Source organism: Phenylobacterium sp. J426 (assembly GCF_024699945.1).
In the GTDB taxonomy this organism is placed as follows: Bacteria; Pseudomonadota; Alphaproteobacteria; order Caulobacterales; family Caulobacteraceae; genus Phenylobacterium.
In genome coordinates, this window is the sequence record NZ_JAJOMY010000001.1 from 2,258,438 (window position 1) to 2,274,239 (window position 15,802).

Genomic DNA, 15,802 nt, shown 5'->3' on the forward strand with positions numbered 1-15,802 from the left:
CTTGGCCGGGCCGTCGATGCGGCCGCCCGACCAGCCGGAGCCCAGGGTCTGATAGTTGTAGATGCGCGGGGCGACGATCTCGCCGCGGGCGCTGCGGCCCTTCTCGGAGACGGTGATGTCGTGGGGGGGCGAGGCTGACGCCGCGCACGGTTGTGACCCCGTGCGCCAGCCAGAGCTTGTAGGCGTATTCCAGGTTCGGCGACTTCTTCGGATCGCCGCCGTGGACGTGCATGTCGACGAAGCCCGGCAGGGCGTACATGCCGGTGGCGTCGATCTCGTGGTCGGCGTCGCGGGGCGCCCGCTCGGCCTTCAGCGGCAGGCCCGGCCAGCCGGCCTGCAGCACGTCGGTGATCCTGTCCCCCTCGATGACGATGTCGACCGGGCCGCGCGGCGGCGCGCCCGTCCCGTCGATGAGGGTGACGCCACGGATGACCAGCTTGCGGTAGGGGCCGAAACCCTCGTCCTGCCGCCGGGCGGGCGCGGGGTTCATCGCCGGCCTGGCCTCGGTGGGCGAGGCGGGCTTCTGCGCCGCCAGGGGCGCGCCGCCGCCCAGGCCGATCGCCGCCGCCACCGCCACGGCGCCCAGCCGCCACATCGCACGTCGCATGGAAGTCCCCGTCTCCGCTCGTTCCACCTATGCGGCGGCGCAGGCGGGGCCGTAAAGCGCGGCCAACAGAAAGCCGATAGATTGTTCCACTTCCATCGATAGGGTTTTCCGCTTTGTCAGGTCCGTCGGCCTGGGCGTAGCGTCACGGCAATCAAACCCGGAGGACGCCCGATGGACGATGCAAGCCCGCTTAGCGATCACCGCAAGGAGCCGCGCGCGCTGCGCAGGCTCGTGGGCCGGACGAACCGCGACTGGTGGCCCAACCAACTCTCGCTCGAGATCCTGGATCCGCATGGGCCCAAGGGCAGCCCGTACGGCGACGACTTCGACTACGCCAAGGAATTCCAGTCCCTCGACTATGCGGCCGTGAAGCGCGACCTGACCGCGCTGATGACCGACAGCCAGCCCTGGTGGCCGGCCGACTACGGCCACTACGGCCCCTTCTTCATCCGCATGGCCTGGCACAGCGCCGGCACCTACCGCACCGGCGACGGCCGCGGCGGCGCCAACTCGGGCAACCAGCGCTTCGCCCCGCTGAACAGCTGGCCGGACAACGCCAACCTCGACAAGGCGCGGCGCCTGCTCTGGCCGATCAAGCAGAAGTACGGCCGCAAGCTCAGCTGGGCCGACCTGACGATCATGGCCGGCAACGTGGCCATCGAGTCCATGGGCGGCCCGGTATTCGGCTTCGGCGGCGGCCGCGCCGACGTCTACGAGCCCGAGCGCGACGTCTACTGGGGCACCGAGGAGCAGTGGGTCGGCCAGGAGGGCAACAAGTACCGGATCGACCAGGAGTCCGGCAAAGCGCTCGAGAACCCGCTGGCCGCCGTCCAGATGGGCCTGATCTATGTGAACCCCGAGGGGCCCAACGGCGTCCCCGACCCGCTGGCCGAGGCCCGCGACATCCGCGAGACCTTCGCCCGCATGGGCATGAACGACGAGGAGACCGTCGCGCTCACCGCCGGCGGCCACACCTTCGGCAAGTGCCATGGCGCCGGCGACGCCAAGAAGGTGGGCGCCGAGCCTGAAGGCGCCGACATCGCCCAGCAGGGCCTCGGCTGGCAGAGCGGCCACGAGAGCGGGATGGGCGACCACACCATCACCTCGGGCCTCGAAGGCGCCTGGACGCCGACGCCGATCCAGTGGTCGATGAACTACTTCCGCATGCTGCTGGAGTACGAGTACGAGCTGGTCCGCAGCCCGGCCGGCGCGCAGCAGTGGCAGCCCATCAACCAGAAGCCGGAAGACATGGCGCCGGGCGCCCACAGCCCCGACCGCCGCCTGCCGACGATGATGACCACGGCCGACATGGCCTTCAAGGTCGACCCCGAGTACCGCAAGATCTCCGAGCGGTTCTACGCCAACCCCGACCAGTTCGCGGACGCCTTCGCCCGGGCCTGGTTCAAGCTGTGCCACCGCGACATGGGGCCGAAGTCTCGCTACCTCGGCCCCGAGGTGCCGGCCGAGGACCTGATCTGGCAGGATCCGCTGCCCAAGGCCGACTACGAGCCGATCAACGACGCGGACGTCGCCTCGCTGAAGGCCAAGCTGCTGGCCAGCGGCCTCTCGGTCTCCGACCTCGTGAAGACGGCCTGGGCCTCGGCCTCGACCTATCGCGGCTCGGACCACCGCGGCGGGGCCAACGGCGCCCGTATCCGCCTGAAGCCGCAGTCGACCTGGGAGGTGAACGAGCCCGGAGAACCTGGCCCGGGTCCTGGGCGTGCTGGAGAAGATCAAGGCCGAGTTCGACGCGGTCGGCGGCGGCCGCAAGGTCTCGATCGCCGACCTGATCGTGCTGGGCGGCTCCGCGGCCATCGAAAAGGCGGCCAAGGACGCGGGCCATGACGTCAGCGTACCCTTCACGCCGGGCCGCGTGGACGCCACGGCCGAACAGACCGACGCCGACAGCTTCGATGTGCTCGAGCCCCGCGCCGACGGCTTCCGCAACTACCTGCAGGTGGCGTTCAGCGTGCCGACCGAGGAGCTGCTGGTCGACCGCGCCCAGCTGCTCACGCTCACCGCGCCCGAGATGACGGTCCTGGTCGGCGGCCTGCGGGTGCTGGGCGCCAACCACGGCGGCTCCAGGCACGGCGTCTTCACCGACCGGCCGGGCCAGCTGACCAACGACTTCTTCGTCAACCTGCTCGACATGGGCACGGCGTGGAAACAGGTCGACGGTCACGCCGACGAGGTGTTCGTGGGCACGTGCCGCAAGACCAATCAGGAGAAGTGGACCGCCACGCGCACCGACCTGGCCTTCGGCTCCAACTCCCAGCTCCGGGGCCTGTCCGAGGTCTACGCTTCGGCCGACGCGGGGCGGATGTTCGTCGACCACTTCGTCGCCGCCTGGACCAAGGTGATGAACGCCGACCGCTTCGACATGCCAGAAGTCCGCAAGCGCGCGACGATGCCGGCCTGAGGCCTGGGGCCGCGTCCTCGACAGGGGGCGCGGCTCGCTTCTCGGCGGCCCGGCCAGCCGAAGCCGCCGCCCGGCGTCCGAACCTCGCGGGGCGGCGGCATGGCCAGCTCGCGCTGCTATCGCGGCGCTCGCGCAGGACGGCTAGCCCGCCCCGGATAGAACTCCTAATCACGCGAGCATGGAGCTGCGGCGCTTTCAGACGGCCTACGGTGAAATCTGGCTACGGGGCGAGGCGCACGCCTTTGACGCCGACACGCCGATCCTGCTGGCGCTCGCACGCGAGTTCGCCACGGACGGCGATGCATTGTTCAGGCTCCAGCCGCACGTCCCGGAAGCAGGCGTCCTGATCGGGCACATCCCGGGGAACCACTGCCCAGCGCTCCGCGAGATGTCGGTCGAAGCCATCGGCGCGGCCTATTCCGAAGCGATCGAGACGTTGAACCGGCCCGTCGTCGTGGTGGCGGAATCCGCTGGCGCTCTCGTCGCCCTGGCGATGCGAAGCGCCTGCGTGCGCGGCCAGGTATTGCTGGAGCCCCCGCTCAGGACCGCAAAGCTCTGGCCGATCATCGAGCTCCTGCGCAGATCTCTCGGCTCCGCCGATCGAGAACTCGTCAACGCCGTGTTCGGCTGCTTCGAGTCGCGGATCGAGGATCGGGACCACCGCTACCTGCTCGGCGATGTGAGAATTCCGACCCAGGTGTTCTGGGGTGCGATCCCCTTGGGGGGCGCCTCGCCAGACCGAGCCCAGCCCAAGCCTCGTGGATGAACCCGAGCGCGCCCTGTTCCGAGCCCACCCCTGGGTCCGGACGGCCGTGGTTCGCGACGCCGGTCATGCGGTGCTGGCCAAGGGCGGCCGCGCGATCATCCAGGCGTGCAGGCATCTGCTCAAGGACTTCGCGACGCCCTCAGGCGTTCAGGCGGCGCCCTCCCGAAACGAGCCGGCGGAGCGGGCGCTCGTTCGGCGGATCCCGCTGACGGCGCGGCGTGTCCTGTACGTCGGTGACGCCTCCGCCGCCGTCGAGGCGGAGCTCAGGTCTGGCCATGCCTGCGTCGACCTGCAGGCCGTACCGGTGGGCAGCCTCCCGGCCAAGGCCGCCGCGTTCGACTGCGTGGCGGTCTCCGACCTGCGTCCCGGGGACGTCCCAGGGCTGGCCGCCTTGCTCCAGGACGGGGGCGACCTTGTCGCCGCACTCTCCGCCATGGCTCCGGAAGCCGTCACAGCCCTGCGGACCGAGTTGGCGCAAGCGGGGCTCAGGGCGATGGCGGTCCACGACCCGAAGCTCGACCATCTGTTGAATGATGCGCGCGGCGACCTGCTGGCGGTCTTCGAAGCGAACGTGGTCTCGCAGCCTGTCGTCCTGGCGGCTCGGAAGACCCCCCGCCCGCCGCAGCGGATGCTGGTCCAGCTCGCCGCCTACGCGCCGTTCGGGATGGATATCCGGACGCGGTTGCCGCTCGAGGGCATGCGCTCGAGACCGGATGTCGCCGTCGCGCTCTGCGGCGCGCCGGCGATGCTCCTGCCGGCGCCGGCGCACCGTCCCAAGGTGCTCATCCTGCAACGCCCCACGCGGACAGGGTTCGAGCTGTGGAGACGTGAACTTGCCGACGCGGTGCGCAGGGACTGGATCACGGTCATGGAGTTCGATGACCACCCTGACCTCATGGCCAGGATGGGCGGAGGCCAGACGGACTGGCGGCTGTTCAGCTTCACCCATGCGGTTCAAACCTCGACGCCGCCTCTGGAAGAGGCCTTCCGCCCGTGGAACCCGGAGGTGAAGGTCTTCGAGAACGCCGTCTTCGATCTGGGGCCTTTCGCGGACCGTCGGCCGCCGCACAGGATCTTCTACGGCGGGCTCCGGCGCGGGCCTTTCGCGATGCAGGTCGCCGCGTCGATGCGGCGGGTCGCTGAGGCGTTCCCCCAGGTGCAGTTCGTCGTGGTCGGCGACCGCGCCATCTTCGACGCGCTCCCCGGCGGCCGGAACGAGTTCCACGATCTGCTGCCTTACGAGCGCTACCTGGAGGTGATGTCGTCCTGCTCGATCTCGCTGTCTCCGATCGAGGACGCGCCGCTCCTGGCGACGAAGAGCGACGGCAAGTTCCTGGATGCCTCGTCGCGCGGCCTGCTGACCATCGCCTCGCCGACCGTCTACGACCGCACCATCCGCCATGGCGAGACCGGGCTGATCGCGGAGCGTCTCGAAGACTGGGCCGAGCTGACGATCGAAGCGCTGCGGGACGAGTCGGCGCGCGATAGGATCGCGAGGGCGGCCTGGTCCTACGTGCGCGAGCAGCGGATGTTCGCCCATCAGCTGCCCGACCGTATCGAGTGGTACCGCAGCCTTTGGGAACGCCGCGCCGAACTGACGGCCGGCCTTGTGGCGCGGGTGCCCCGGCTCGGCGCAGAACTGAGCGTCTAGGCGAACGCGTCAGCGGACGCCGGGCCATCGTTCGTCCCCGCGCACGCCCTGCCGCGCCGCGCCCGCGAGCCGCAGCCCTCCCTTCGACTTTCGGCCCGCCGATCAGAACCTCCGGGCGTCTCACCCATTGGTATTGGTTCACCAGCCCGCTCCATGCGTCCGCCTCGCAACGTCGACTGCGGGATACGCGCGGGTCCGAGCCGCACAAAGCAGAGAGGATATCGCCATGCCTGAGAAGCACCCGAACACTGTGCGCTGGGGTGGTCCAGGCGCCAGCCACGAGGATGCGACGAAGCCGATGCCGGAGCCGCCGCCCGCCCATCCGGAAGGCGCCGTCAGCACCAACCCGCGGGTCAGCCAGGTGTCGGGCGGCGGCGGCGAACGTGATGAAAAGCACAGCCACGTCGACGGGATGCGCAGCTCGAAGTCGCATGCCACCGACAGCCCCAGCCCGACCTCGACCCGCGAGTGGCGGCCGAACCGCTCGCGCAACGACATCGAGCGCGAACGCCAGCGGGAGGAGGCGGCCGAGCCCCGCAGCTTCGCGGAGGCGCAGGACGAGGCGAGCGATGAGACGGAGGCCGGGGCGCCCGGTTCGGAACGTGGTGTTCAGGTCCTGGTCAACACGGACAACAACACCCCGGGCGTGGAGCGGCTCGCCGACGCTGTCGAACGCTCGGTCCGCAAGTCGCTGCGCCGCTTCGAAGGACAGCTGACCCACATCGAAGTCTTCCTGGCCGACGAGAACGGCTCGAAGAGCGGGCCTGGCGACAAGCGGTGCTCGATCGAGGCGCGGCCGCGGGGCTCCGATCCGCTCGCCGCGAGCGGTCGGGGCAGCACCATCGAGGATGCCGTCTCCGCGGCCTTGGGGGGCGATGACGCGGGTGCTCGATCGGGAGCTCGGCCGGCGTCGCGATCACAAGGGCGGCGAGTCGATACGCGGCAGCTTCTAGCCGCCTCCGTCGCAGGTGGTCAGGCCGGCTCCAGCCAGCTCAGCCACTTGCGGCGCACGGCGGTGTCGGGGTCGATCCCGAAGCGGCGGCAGTAGAGCAGCAGCATGCAGAGCACGTCGGCGGCCTCGTCGGCGCGATCCTGTTCGCTGGCCTCGCCACGGCCCCGGGACGACAGGCGCAGGTGCGCCTGGGCGAGCTCGCCCAGCTCCTCCTGCAGCTTGAGCAGGAACCAGTCGTCGTCGCGGTCGATGCCGTAGTTGCCCGCATAGATGTCGGAAATTCGGGCCGCGGCGTCGGAGACCTCGGCGAGGGTCAGCCGCTCGGCCACCTTCAGACCGCGATCGGCGCCGGGATCGACGGATGCGCCTGATAGCCCTCGAGCTTGAAGTCCTCGTAGTCGAAGCCGAACAGGTCGGTTCTCGGCGCGAGGGTCAGGCGGGGCAGGGGCAGCGGCTCGCGGCTGAGCTGCAGCCGGGCCTGGTCGAGGTGGTTCATGTAGAGGTGGGCGTCGCCCAGCGTGTGCACGAACTCGCCGGGCTCGTAGCCTGCGACCTGCGCCATCATCAGGGTCAGCAGGGCGTAGCTGGCGATGTTGAAGGGCACGCCCAGGAAGACGTCGGCCGAGCGCTGGTAGAGCTGGCACGAGAGGCGCTTCACGCCGTCCTTGTCGGGAGCGACGAAGAACTGGAACAGGCAGTGGCAGGGCGGCAGCGCCATGTCTTCCACCTCGGCCGGGTTCCAGGCCGAGACGATGTGGCGGCGGCTGTCGGGGTTGGTCTTCAGGCTCTGCACCACGGCGGCGATCTGGTCGATCACGCGGCCGTCGGGCGCGGCCCACGAGCGCCACTGCTTGCCATAGACGGGGCCCAGCTCGCCTGTGTCATCGGCCCACTCGTCCCAGATGGAAACGCCCCGCTCCTGCAGCCAGCGGACGTTCGTGTCGCCCCGCAGGAACCACAGCAGTTCCAGGATGATCGACTTGCGGTGCAGCTTCTTCGTGGTGAGGAGCGGGAAGCCCTTGGTGAGGTCGAAGCGCATCTGCCGCCCGAACACGCCCAGCGTGCCCGTGCCAGTACGATCGCCGCGCTGGGCGCCGTTGGCCAGGATGTCGGCGAGCAGGTCCAGGTACTGACGCTCCGGATGGTCCGGAGCGGCCTGGTAGCGGTCGGCGATGGAGACGTGCGCGTTCATGGAAGATCAAAGGTCGCCCACGAAGTGATTCGCGAATAGGCGCCTTGCAGCCGCGGTCCACAGGCGGGGCGCGTCCGTCCCCACATTACGAACTCACAACTTGGCGTAGCGAGGATCTTTGGCTAAAGGCGACGATCCAGTTTTTAATGTAGGTCCGGATAACATGTTCGCTTCGACGCTGCTCGCCCTTGCCCTGTTCGCCGCGCCGGAGGCCGCCGCCGCCAACGCTGGCGCCGCCGCGCCGGCCGCCCAGGCCCAGCCGGCCGCTGAGGCCAAGCCGAAGAAGACGTGCGTGAAGCAGCCGGAAGTCTCGGGTTCGCGGCTGGCCAAGAAGGTGTGCGTCACCGAGACGCCGAAGGCCGCGCCGGCCGACGCCAAGGCCGAGGACAAGCCGGCGGCCTGACCGCCGCTCGCCGGCTCAGCCGGCGAAGCCGCCCTCGTCGAGGAACGTCTGCTCCTCCGGTGTCGTGACCCGGCCGAGCGCCGGGTTGCGGTGCGGGAAGCGTCCGAAGCGGACGATGATGTCGCGATGGATCTCGGCCCATTTCAGCGTCTCGGGATCGCCCAGCTCTCGCGCCAGCGCCACCGCGCGGTCCTGGTCGGACGGATCCTCGGAATGCTCGAAGGGCAGCAGGAAGAACTGTCCGAACGGAACCTCGCACGAGAGGTGCCATCCCTGCTCGACGGCGCGCCGCGCCGCCGCCCGGGCCTTGGGATCGGTGGCGAAGGCGTGGGCTGAGCCGCGGTAGAGGTTGCGCGGAAACTGATCCAGCAGCAGGAGCAGGGCCAGGGCGCCCTCCGAGGTCTCGGCCCAGGCGTCGTACTCCCCGCGGGCCGCCGCATGGTGGGTGGGCTCGAACCGCAGCCGGATGGCCTCGTCGAAGGCGGCGTTGCGAGCGTACCACTTGGCCGGGCCGGCGTTGCGCCAGAACCCGATGATGTCGTGCGGCGTCGCGACCAAGGCTCTCGATCCCTCATGCTCATGATCTGAACCGGGACAGTTGGGCGGAAGCGCCGGCTTGTTCAAGCGCGGTTCAGCCGGGGAGGCGGCATACTGGCGGCGAGAGGGAAGCTGCGGCCTGCGGTTTGCAGGTCGTCACGAGTGATGGCCATGAACACCAAGACGATGACCGCGCTGGCGGCGTTGATGCTGGCGGCGACGAGCCTGCCGGCGGCGGCCCAGGAGCGCGGCGACCGCGGACCCCGCGGCGAAGGGCGCGCGGAATCCCGCCAGGAATGGCGGCAGGAACGTCGCTCCGAAGGCGGCGAGCGCCGTCGCGAGTGGACCGGCGGCGAGCGTAGCCGGGCGTCGCAGGCTCGCGCGGCGCCGCAGGCCGCGGAGGCGCCGCGAGCGCCCGGAGCCCGCCCAGGCGCCTCGCGCCCGGCGTGCGGGCGACGACGGTCAGGACATGTGGCGTGGCGACCGCCAGCGCGGCGGCCCCGACATGAACCGGCCCGGCCGTTGGGTGGACCGCGAAGGCGACGACCGCACCAACGCCTCGCCTGCAGACCGCGCCGATCGGCAGGACCGCGACGGGGCGCGTGATGCGCAACGCTGGAACGGCGGCAATGTGCAGTGGGACGGCCGTCAGATCCGCGACGGGGCGCAGCGTGACCCCTCCCGGGACGGCGACCGCCGCTGGGAGGGCAACCGTGACGGCCGGCGCGACGGAGACCGGCGCTGGGATGACGGCCGGCGTGATCGCGATGGCGACCGGCGCGGGTGGGACGGCCGCTGGAGCCGCGACGACCGCGACCGCTGGGATCGTCATGACCGTGACCGCGACCGTCGGCGCGGCGATCGGGCGTACTGGAGCCAGGGCCGCTATCCGTTCAGCTATCACAGCACGCGTCGGTACCGCGGGCCGGCGTGGATCGCGCCGTCCGGCTTCTACCTGCGCACATGGAGCTACGGCGACTACCTCCCGTGGGGCTGGTATGGCGCGAGCTATCGGCTGAACGACTGGTGGTCCTACGGCCTGCCGTGGCCGCCTCCCGGCTACGACTGGGTCCGCAACGGGCCCGACGTGTTGCTCGTCGACCGCTTCACCGGCCGCATCGTTCAGGTCGTCCGGATGGTCTTCTGGTAGACGGCTAGAGATAGCCCAGCGCCCGGAGCTCGGCGATCGAGCTCCGGGCGTTCTTGTGATGCACGAACCGGCCGCCGGCCGCCTCCCAGAGGTGACGGTGCTTGTCCCGGTCGTCGACGAGGACATCGCCCGAATGGCAGTGCTCGCGCTTCAGGGCGGCCATGGTGGTGATCACTTCCACACCCGGGAACCAGCGCTCGGCCCAGCGGCGCTTCTGGGGCTCGGCCCAGTTGCCGCGCGGGAGGCCCGTGAGGATGATCGGGTTCTGGTCCTTCACGGCGTCGTAGAGCTCGAAGGCGTCGGGCATCGGCTCGAGATTGGCGAAGAAGTCCGGCGCGGTGGCCAGGCGCTTCCAGAACAGGCCGGGATTGTAACGCTTCTCGAAGGTGCGCGGCGGCATGCCGAGGATGGCCTCGGCGCCCTTGTCGAAATCGGCGAGCACGCCGTCGCAGTCGAGATAGATCTGTTTCCGCATCAGCCGCTGGAAACGCTCAATGCTCGCGGCAGGCTCCGCAGAGGCCGCGGGCTTCCAGGGTGACCGAGCGCACCGCATAGCCGGCCCGCCGCGCCGCTTCGAGCTGAGGGCCGAAATCGGGGTCGAACTCCTGCGCCGCGCCGCAGCACTCACAGATCAGGAAGGCTGCGGCGTGTCCGCCCTCGATGCGGCAGGGAACGTAGGCGTTCAGACTTTCGATCCGGTGGGCGAAGCCCAGCCGCTCCAGGAACTCGAGCGCGCGGTAGACCGTCGGCGGCTTGGCGGGCTCGCCGGTCTGGCCGAAGGCGGCGATCAGGTCGTAGGCCTTCAGCGGACCTTCCGAAGCCAGCAGCAGCTCCAGGACCCGGCGCCGCGGCGGCGTGAGCCGCTCCTGGGTCTCCGCGCACTTGGCCTCGGCCGCGCCCAGCGCCTGCCGCAGCGCCTGGCCGCTCAGCGCCTCGTGGGTGTCGTGTTCGTGTTCGCAGTGCTGATGCGACATGGCTCTTGAGCTAACCCGGTTCCGAAGGGGCGGCAATGGCTTGACGGCTCGTTATGTTATTTCATAACAGTGCAACCTTGTTTCAAGTCGAGGTGTTTCTTGCCGATGTCGCGGACGTTCCTTCTCGCCACCGCCGCCGCCCTCGCGATCGCCCCGAGCGCCGTCGCCCAGACGAAGGAGGTGCAGGAGGTCGTGGTCACCGCCGCGCCCTACGCCGTGACTCTGGACTCCGCCACCACCAGCGTCGACATCCTGAAGCGGGACGAGCTGGACCAGGCGCCGGCCGGCGGCCTCGGCGACGTCCTGGCGGGTGTCGCAGGCGTGCGCTCCAGCGCCTTCGGGCCGGGCGCCAGCCGCCCGGTGATCCGCGGTCTGTCGGGCCCGCGCGTCCTGGTGCTCTCGAACGGACTGGGCCAGGTGGACGCCAGCGCGCTGTCGCCGGACCACGCGGTCGCCACCGATCCCCAGGAAGCCGAGCGTATCGAGGTGCTGCGCGGGCCGTCCGCGCTGGCGTACGGCGGCTCCGCCATCGGCGGGGTGGTGAACATCATCGACGATCGGATCGCCGATGCGCCCCTCGCTGGCGTGCAGGGTCGGCTACTGGCGTCGGGCTCCAGCGTTGACGACGGCTGGCAGACCTCGGGTGCGCTGCGGGCCGGTGTCGGCAACTGGGTGCTGAGCCTCGACGGCGTCCGGCGCAAGACAGAGGACTACGAGGTCCCGACCGCGCCGGAGTCGCGGCGGATGACCGAGTCCGAAGGTGAGGCGTGGGGCGGTCCCGTGTCGGGCAAGGTCGAGAACACCTTCACCGACCTAAAAGTCTATGGCGCGGGCGTGTCCTACGTGGGTGATCGCGGCTACCTGGGCCTGTCGGTCAAGCGGACCGAGACGGATTACGGCGTTCCGGGTCACGCACACGAGCATGATCACGCGCATGACGGGGAGGACGAACATGACGAGGCCGAAGAGGCCGCTGTCGCCATCGACCTCAAGCAGACCCGCTATGACCTGCGCGGCGAGTACCGGATCGACCTCGGCCCGTTCGAGACAGTGCGCTTCGCCGGCGGGTACGCGGACTATACCCACAAGGAGCTGGAGGACGACGAGATCGGCACCCAGTTCTCCTCCGAGGGCTGGGAAGGCCGCCTCGAGCTGATCCAGCCGAACCGCAACGGCTGGCAGGGCGCCTTGGGTTTCCAGGCGCTCAAGCGGGACTTCGAGGCGGTCGGCGAGGAGGCTTTCGTGCCGCCGACCAAGACCACGGAATTCGGCGTCTTCACGCTCCAGCGTTACGACCAGGACCGTTGGGGCATGGAAGGCGGCCTGCGGCTGGAAACGCGGAAGCTGGAAAGCCCCGGTGAGGAGCGCGACTTCACCGCCATCTCGGGCTCGCTCGGCGGCTTCATCCGGCCTGCGGACGGCTGGTTCTTTGCGCTCAGCGGTTCCCGGACCGAGCGGGCGCCGTCGCAGGAAGAACTGTTCGCCGACGGCCCGCACCCGGCGACGCGGGCTTATGAGCGCGGTGACGCAGACCTCGACGCCGAAGTTTCGTACTCCCTTGATCTGACGGGCCACTACGGCGCAGGCGCGTGGGACGTGGACGCCCATGTTTTCGCGGCCAAGTACGAGGGCTTCATCGACCTGCGGCCAACGGGCGATGAGGACGAGGACTCCCACCTGCCGATCCACCAGTTCGTGCAGACCGACGCCACCTTCTACGGCGCCGAGCTCGAGGGCTCGTACAGGCTCTGGGAAGACGGCGCCCGCAGCTTCCGGCTGGAAGCGAGCGCCGACTATGTCCACGGCAAGACCGACCTCGGTCCGCCCGCGCGCATCCCGCCCTGGTCTGTGGCCGGGCGGGGCGTGTTCGAAGGCGGCTGGTGGACGGGGCGGCTCGAGGTGCGGCGCGTCGGCGGTCAGAACCGCGTTGCCGAGTTCGAGCTGCCGACTGACGGCTACACCATGCTGAATGCGTCGCTGGCCTTCCGGCCGCTCAAGGACCGGGACTTCAGGGTTTTCGTCGAAGGCCGCAACCTGACGGACGTCGAAGCGCGCGAGCACGCCTCGTTCCTCAAGGACATCGCGCCGCTGCCGGGCCGCAACGTGCGGGTCGGCATGGGCTATCGCTTCTAGAAGAAGAGACGACCCCAAAAGAACTAAGGGCCGGCGTAACCCCAGCCGGCCCTCTTTCCATGTTCACCGCTTTCGATCGGGGGGCTTAGGCCCCCTCAGTCTCGCCGCCAGGGGCCTCGCCCGCTTCGAAGCTGCGTGGACGACGGCGTCGGCGCGCGGGGCGCTCCTCGCCTTCAGCGGCTTCTGGACGCGGCTCCGGCCGAGCCTGCAGGAACGCCGGCGCGTGACTCTCGCCGCCCTCGGCGTCGCGCAACACGGCGCCGCGTTCCTCGCGCGTTTCGACGCGCGGGCTATCGCCCTGCGGTTCGATCACGGTCAGCGGATCCCGCTCGGGACGGTCGCCGCGATCGTTCCGTTCGCCGCGTTCCCGCCGGTCCTCTCGGTCGCGACGCCCCTCACCCTCGCGACGCTCCTCGCCTTCGCCGCGCGGGCGGTCGTCACGGTCGCGACGATCACGCCAACGGTCGCGACGACCTTGCCGGCCCTCGCCGTCGCGGCGTTCGCCGTCACGGTCACGGGCCTGCCACTCGCCCCGATCTCCGCGGTCGCGATCACGGTTGTCCCGCTCACGGCTGTCACGATCACGGTTGCGGTCGTCGCGACGCTCGCCGCCATCGCCGCGGGCGTCAGCCTGGCCTTCGCCGGCCTCGTCAGCGGCCTCGGCCTGGGCCTGGGCGCCTTCATCTTCGAAATCGATGTCGTAGCCCGAGGCGAACTGGTCCCGACCCAGGATTTCGGCGGCGGGGCGCTGCGGCTGCAAGGCGCGCAGGAGGCGGAAGTAGTGTTCCGCGTGTTGCAGGTAGTTCTCGGCAAGCACCCGGTCGCCGGCCGAGGCGGCATCGCGCGCCAGTTGCTGGTACTTCTCGAAGACGTGCTGAGCGTTGCCACGCACCTTCACGCCATCCGGGCCGTTCGAGTCGAACGCGCGATTCGCGTTCTGCGGCTTGTTCCCGCCGCCGCCGCCGCCGCCGCGGTTGCGACCGCGCTGACGCTTCATACCCTTGAAATCTCTCATATTCGAAACCGTTCGGCTCTTCCTTGAGCGCCCACCGGCGACCTTCGCCTTCGGAAACGGGCGTCCGCCCGGCTCGAGTGTTGATGACGCTGTTTTTCCCCGTCTTCCGCCCGGAAGCTTTCAGCGAGAGGCTTTGGCAAGCGTCGCGCCTGCCGGGGGCGGGCGGCCGTCCTTCATCGGGACGCGTCTGCCTTTACACCGGCGATTTGGGTGGAGACGTCCAAGGATGTAGCGACTCGGAACCTAGTTTCCAAGGGCTTTCTTCGCACCTGCGACAACCCTGTCGCGATCGGACAGGTCCCGGATCGTCCTAACGTCGTCGGCGCCGGCCGCGTGGAACAGAGCCTCGACGGCCTCCTTCTGGTCATGGCCGATCTCGACGGCGAAGCGGCCGCCGGGCCTGAGCACCCGCAGGATCTCGGGCGCGAGGATGCGATAGGCGTCGAGGCCGTCGGCCCCGCCTTCCAGCGCCAAGCGCGGCTCGAAGTCCTTCACCTCAGGCTCCAGGGTCTCCAAGACGTCGGAGGCGATGTAGGGCGGATTGGAAACCACGAGGTCGAAAGCGGCGTCGGCGAGCCCCGCGGTCCAGTCGCCGCGCAGAAGGGCAGTGCGGCCGGCCAGCCCGAGGGCGGCGGCATTGTCGCGGGCGACGGCGAGCGCCTCTTCCGAGGCGTCGATGCCGAGGCCCTTGGCGGCCGGGCGCTCGGCGAGGAGCGCCAGCAGGATGGCGCCAGAGCCGACCCCGAGGTCGAGGATTGACCACGCGGCATGTTCGGGAAAGTCGCGCAGGGCATACTCGACGACGGTCTCGGTGTCGGGGCGTGGGGTGAGCACGTCGGGCGTCACCTGCAGCATGATCTTCCAGAAGCCCTTGCGTCCGAGGATATGACTCACCGGCTCGCGCCGCTCGCGGCGGGCGAGGTAGTCGGCGAGGGTGGCCTCCTGTTCGGGCGTAAGCGGACGGTAGGGATCGGTTACGATATCGGTGCGGGTTGCGTCGGCGGCGGCCTCGACCAGCAGGCGGGCGTCGATGACGGGGCCCGCGAGGCCCGCGGCCTCGAGGCGCTGCTTGGCCTGGCTCCAAGCCTGGACGAGATTCAGGCCCATTCTGGTTCTCTCGCTGGGGCTTCGGTGGCCGGAGCGGTCACGGCGTCGCCGAGAGCGACGCGGCCGGCCGAGGTGATGTGGACATAGATGCCGCAGTTCATGTGGCCGTAATTGTCGAAGAGCGCCTTCACGACATCCAGGTCCCGCTCCGCCGTCGTCGGGTCGACGTGCGTGGCGGCGCAGCGGACGATCGGCTTGAATACGGAGGCCCGGGCGAAGCCGGCCATCAGCGGCTTGCCGCTCCACCCGTTCTCGATCCAGGCCGGCCAGCCATCGACGTAGAGGTTGGCGCGGAAGCGCAGCGGATCGATTTCGACGCCCATCTTCGCCGAGAGGTCGCGGACGCTCGCCAGATTGATGATCGAGACCTCCCCCTTCGGATGATCGAAGAAGCGGAAGGCGCCCGTCGCCTCGACGACATTCAGGGGACCGCGGATGTCGTCGCCGAGCAGATCCGTGAGCCAAGCGGCGAAGGATTCGCGGCCAGCCGGGGTTTTCAGCGATCCGGAGAAGGCGGGGGCCCCGGGGGCTTCGGCGGTCAGCGCACCCGTCGTGTCATCGTAGCGCGTGCGCGCGGCGGCGACCTTGGCCAGGTTCATCAGCACGGTGAACTTGGTCTTGGGCAGGAACGCCGGCGCCGCCGGATCGTACCCCGAAGGCCCGTTCTCAACGGCGAAGATGCGGTCGCACGGCACGCCGGCTCCTGGCGTCAAGTCGACGTGATCGAGGCGCTCGGGCGTGAAGCCCTTCACGGGATGGCGGTAGATCGCCGCGACATGTCCGGTCATGCGGCTGCTTGTGGCCAACGCTCTGCAGACTGGCAAGGCGGAACGGCGTCGCGCCCCCCGTGTTCAGGCTTAGCTTGGGGCGTTGGAGGATCCGAGGCGTTGGCGTTG

At 69.8% G+C, this 15,802-nt stretch carries 15 protein-coding genes and 1 pseudogene; 8 read left to right on the plus strand and 8 right to left on the minus strand.

Going from position 1 to position 15,802, the window contains the following annotated elements:
• Positions 1-61: 61 nt before the first annotated feature.
• The 5 genes and pseudogenes from LRS10_RS11885 to LRS10_RS11905 all read left to right on the plus strand — a co-directional run bounded on the left by LRS10_RS11885 (position 62) and on the right by LRS10_RS11905 (position 6,491).
• On the plus strand, positions 62-709 hold the full coding sequence (locus tag LRS10_RS11885; RefSeq protein ID WP_257837437.1) for a hypothetical protein: 648 nt from the start codon (positions 62-64) through the stop codon (positions 707-709).
• A 69-nt stretch (positions 710-778) separates the two neighbouring features.
• Positions 779-3,026: pseudogene (gene katG / locus LRS10_RS11890) on the plus strand (catalase/peroxidase HPI).
• 178 nt (positions 3,027-3,204) lie between these two features.
• Entirely contained in the window at positions 3,205-3,792 is a 588-nt protein-coding gene (locus LRS10_RS11895; protein ID WP_257837438.1) for an alpha/beta fold hydrolase, read from the plus strand.
• Positions 3,785-5,443: a glycosyltransferase gene (locus tag LRS10_RS11900; RefSeq protein ID WP_257837439.1), complete on the plus strand. Its 1,659-nt coding sequence runs from the start codon at positions 3,785-3,787 to the stop codon at positions 5,441-5,443. Before LRS10_RS11895 ends, LRS10_RS11900 begins: the two co-directional genes overlap by 8 nt.
• 226 nt (positions 5,444-5,669) lie before the next feature.
• Positions 5,670-6,491 carry a hypothetical protein gene (locus tag LRS10_RS11905; RefSeq protein ID WP_257837440.1) on the plus strand — a complete coding sequence of 274 codons (822 nt, stop codon included), beginning with the start codon at positions 5,670-5,672 and terminating at the stop codon, positions 6,489-6,491.
• Here LRS10_RS11905 and LRS10_RS11910 read toward each other — a convergent pair.
• Together LRS10_RS11910 and LRS10_RS11915 are read right to left on the minus strand one after the other, a co-directional pair.
• Entirely contained in the window at positions 6,416-6,724 is a 309-nt protein-coding gene (locus tag LRS10_RS11910) for a phosphoribosyl-ATP pyrophosphohydrolase (RefSeq protein ID WP_257837441.1), read from the minus strand. The two genes, LRS10_RS11905 and LRS10_RS11910, sit on opposite strands and share 76 nt — an antisense overlap.
• Positions 6,725-6,726: 2 nt before the next feature.
• The gene (locus LRS10_RS11915) at positions 6,727-7,587 is read right to left on the minus strand and encodes a thymidylate synthase (protein WP_257837442.1); all 861 of its coding nucleotides are present in this window, start codon (positions 7,585-7,587) and stop codon (positions 6,727-6,729) included.
• A 163-nt stretch (positions 7,588-7,750) separates the two neighbouring features.
• Here LRS10_RS11915 and LRS10_RS11920 point away from each other — a divergent pair, with 163 nt between their 5' ends.
• On the plus strand, positions 7,751-7,990 hold the full coding sequence (locus LRS10_RS11920) for a hypothetical protein (protein ID WP_257837443.1): 240 nt from the start codon (positions 7,751-7,753) through the stop codon (positions 7,988-7,990).
• Positions 7,991-8,005: 15 nt separating this feature from the next.
• On the opposite strand, the gene LRS10_RS11925 is transcribed toward LRS10_RS11920, so the two are convergent.
• Positions 8,006-8,548 (minus strand): DUF924 family protein, encoded by a 543-nt coding sequence (locus tag LRS10_RS11925; RefSeq protein ID WP_257837444.1) that lies wholly within the window; start codon positions 8,546-8,548, stop codon positions 8,006-8,008.
• Positions 8,549-8,996: 448 nt separating this feature from the next.
• Here LRS10_RS11925 and LRS10_RS11930 point away from each other — a divergent pair, with 448 nt between their 5' ends.
• Positions 8,997-9,677, plus strand: a complete 681-nt coding sequence (locus tag LRS10_RS11930) for an RcnB family protein (RefSeq protein ID WP_257837445.1) — start codon at positions 8,997-8,999, stop codon at positions 9,675-9,677.
• A 4-nt stretch (positions 9,678-9,681) separates the two neighbouring features.
• Here LRS10_RS11930 and LRS10_RS11935 read toward each other — a convergent pair whose 3' ends face one another.
• Together LRS10_RS11935 and LRS10_RS11940 are read right to left on the minus strand one after the other, a co-directional pair.
• Positions 9,682-10,152, minus strand: a complete 471-nt coding sequence (locus LRS10_RS11935; RefSeq protein ID WP_257837446.1) for a hypothetical protein — start codon at positions 10,150-10,152, stop codon at positions 9,682-9,684.
• A gap of 16 nt (positions 10,153-10,168) precedes the next feature.
• Positions 10,169-10,651, minus strand: a complete 483-nt coding sequence (locus LRS10_RS11940) for a Fur family transcriptional regulator (RefSeq protein WP_257837447.1) — start codon at positions 10,649-10,651, stop codon at positions 10,169-10,171.
• Between the two features lie 105 nt (positions 10,652-10,756).
• Here LRS10_RS11940 and LRS10_RS11945 point away from each other — a divergent pair, with 105 nt between their 5' ends.
• Entirely contained in the window at positions 10,757-12,784 is a 2,028-nt protein-coding gene (locus LRS10_RS11945) for a TonB-dependent receptor (protein WP_257837448.1), read from the plus strand.
• Between the two features lie 85 nt (positions 12,785-12,869).
• On the opposite strand, the gene LRS10_RS11950 is transcribed toward LRS10_RS11945, so the two are convergent.
• The 3 genes from LRS10_RS11950 to LRS10_RS11960 all read right to left on the minus strand — a co-directional run bounded on the left by LRS10_RS11950 (position 12,870) and on the right by LRS10_RS11960 (position 15,694).
• Entirely contained in the window at positions 12,870-13,799 is a 930-nt protein-coding gene (locus LRS10_RS11950) for a DUF4167 domain-containing protein (protein WP_257837449.1), read from the minus strand.
• Between the two features lie 243 nt (positions 13,800-14,042).
• The gene (gene prmC, locus LRS10_RS11955) at positions 14,043-14,906 is read right to left on the minus strand and encodes a peptide chain release factor N(5)-glutamine methyltransferase (RefSeq protein ID WP_257837450.1); all 864 of its coding nucleotides are present in this window, start codon (positions 14,904-14,906) and stop codon (positions 14,043-14,045) included.
• On the minus strand, positions 14,897-15,694 hold the full coding sequence (locus LRS10_RS11960; protein WP_257837451.1) for an MOSC domain-containing protein: 798 nt from the start codon (positions 15,692-15,694) through the stop codon (positions 14,897-14,899). The genes prmC and LRS10_RS11960 overlap by 10 nt, the downstream gene beginning before the upstream one ends.
• Between the last annotated feature and the right edge of the window lie 108 nt (positions 15,695-15,802).

Coding starts and splice junctions, on each gene's coding strand:
- LRS10_RS11885 (WP_257837437.1), top strand. CDS start 62: ATGCGCGGGGCGACGATCTCGCCGCGGGCGCTGCGGCCCTTCTCGGAG.
- LRS10_RS11895 (WP_257837438.1), top strand. CDS start 3,205: ATGGAGCTGCGGCGCTTTCAGACGGCCTACGGTGAAATCTGGCTACGG.
- LRS10_RS11905 (WP_257837440.1), top strand. CDS start 5,670: ATGCCTGAGAAGCACCCGAACACTGTGCGCTGGGGTGGTCCAGGCGCC.
- LRS10_RS11915 (WP_257837442.1), bottom strand. CDS start 7,587: ATGAACGCGCACGTCTCCATCGCCGACCGCTACCAGGCCGCTCCGGAC.
- LRS10_RS11920 (WP_257837443.1), top strand. CDS start 7,751: ATGTTCGCTTCGACGCTGCTCGCCCTTGCCCTGTTCGCCGCGCCGGAG.
- LRS10_RS11930 (WP_257837445.1), top strand. CDS start 8,997: ATGTGGCGTGGCGACCGCCAGCGCGGCGGCCCCGACATGAACCGGCCC.
- LRS10_RS11935 (WP_257837446.1), bottom strand. CDS start 10,152: ATGCGGAAACAGATCTATCTCGACTGCGACGGCGTGCTCGCCGATTTC.
- LRS10_RS11940 (WP_257837447.1), bottom strand. CDS start 10,651: ATGTCGCATCAGCACTGCGAACACGAACACGACACCCACGAGGCGCTG.
- LRS10_RS11945 (WP_257837448.1), top strand. CDS start 10,757: ATGTCGCGGACGTTCCTTCTCGCCACCGCCGCCGCCCTCGCGATCGCC.
- LRS10_RS11950 (WP_257837449.1), bottom strand. CDS start 13,799: ATGAGAGATTTCAAGGGTATGAAGCGTCAGCGCGGTCGCAACCGCGGC.
- prmC (WP_257837450.1), bottom strand. CDS start 14,906: ATGGGCCTGAATCTCGTCCAGGCTTGGAGCCAGGCCAAGCAGCGCCTC.
- LRS10_RS11960 (WP_257837451.1), bottom strand. CDS start 15,694: ATGACCGGACATGTCGCGGCGATCTACCGCCATCCCGTGAAGGGCTTC.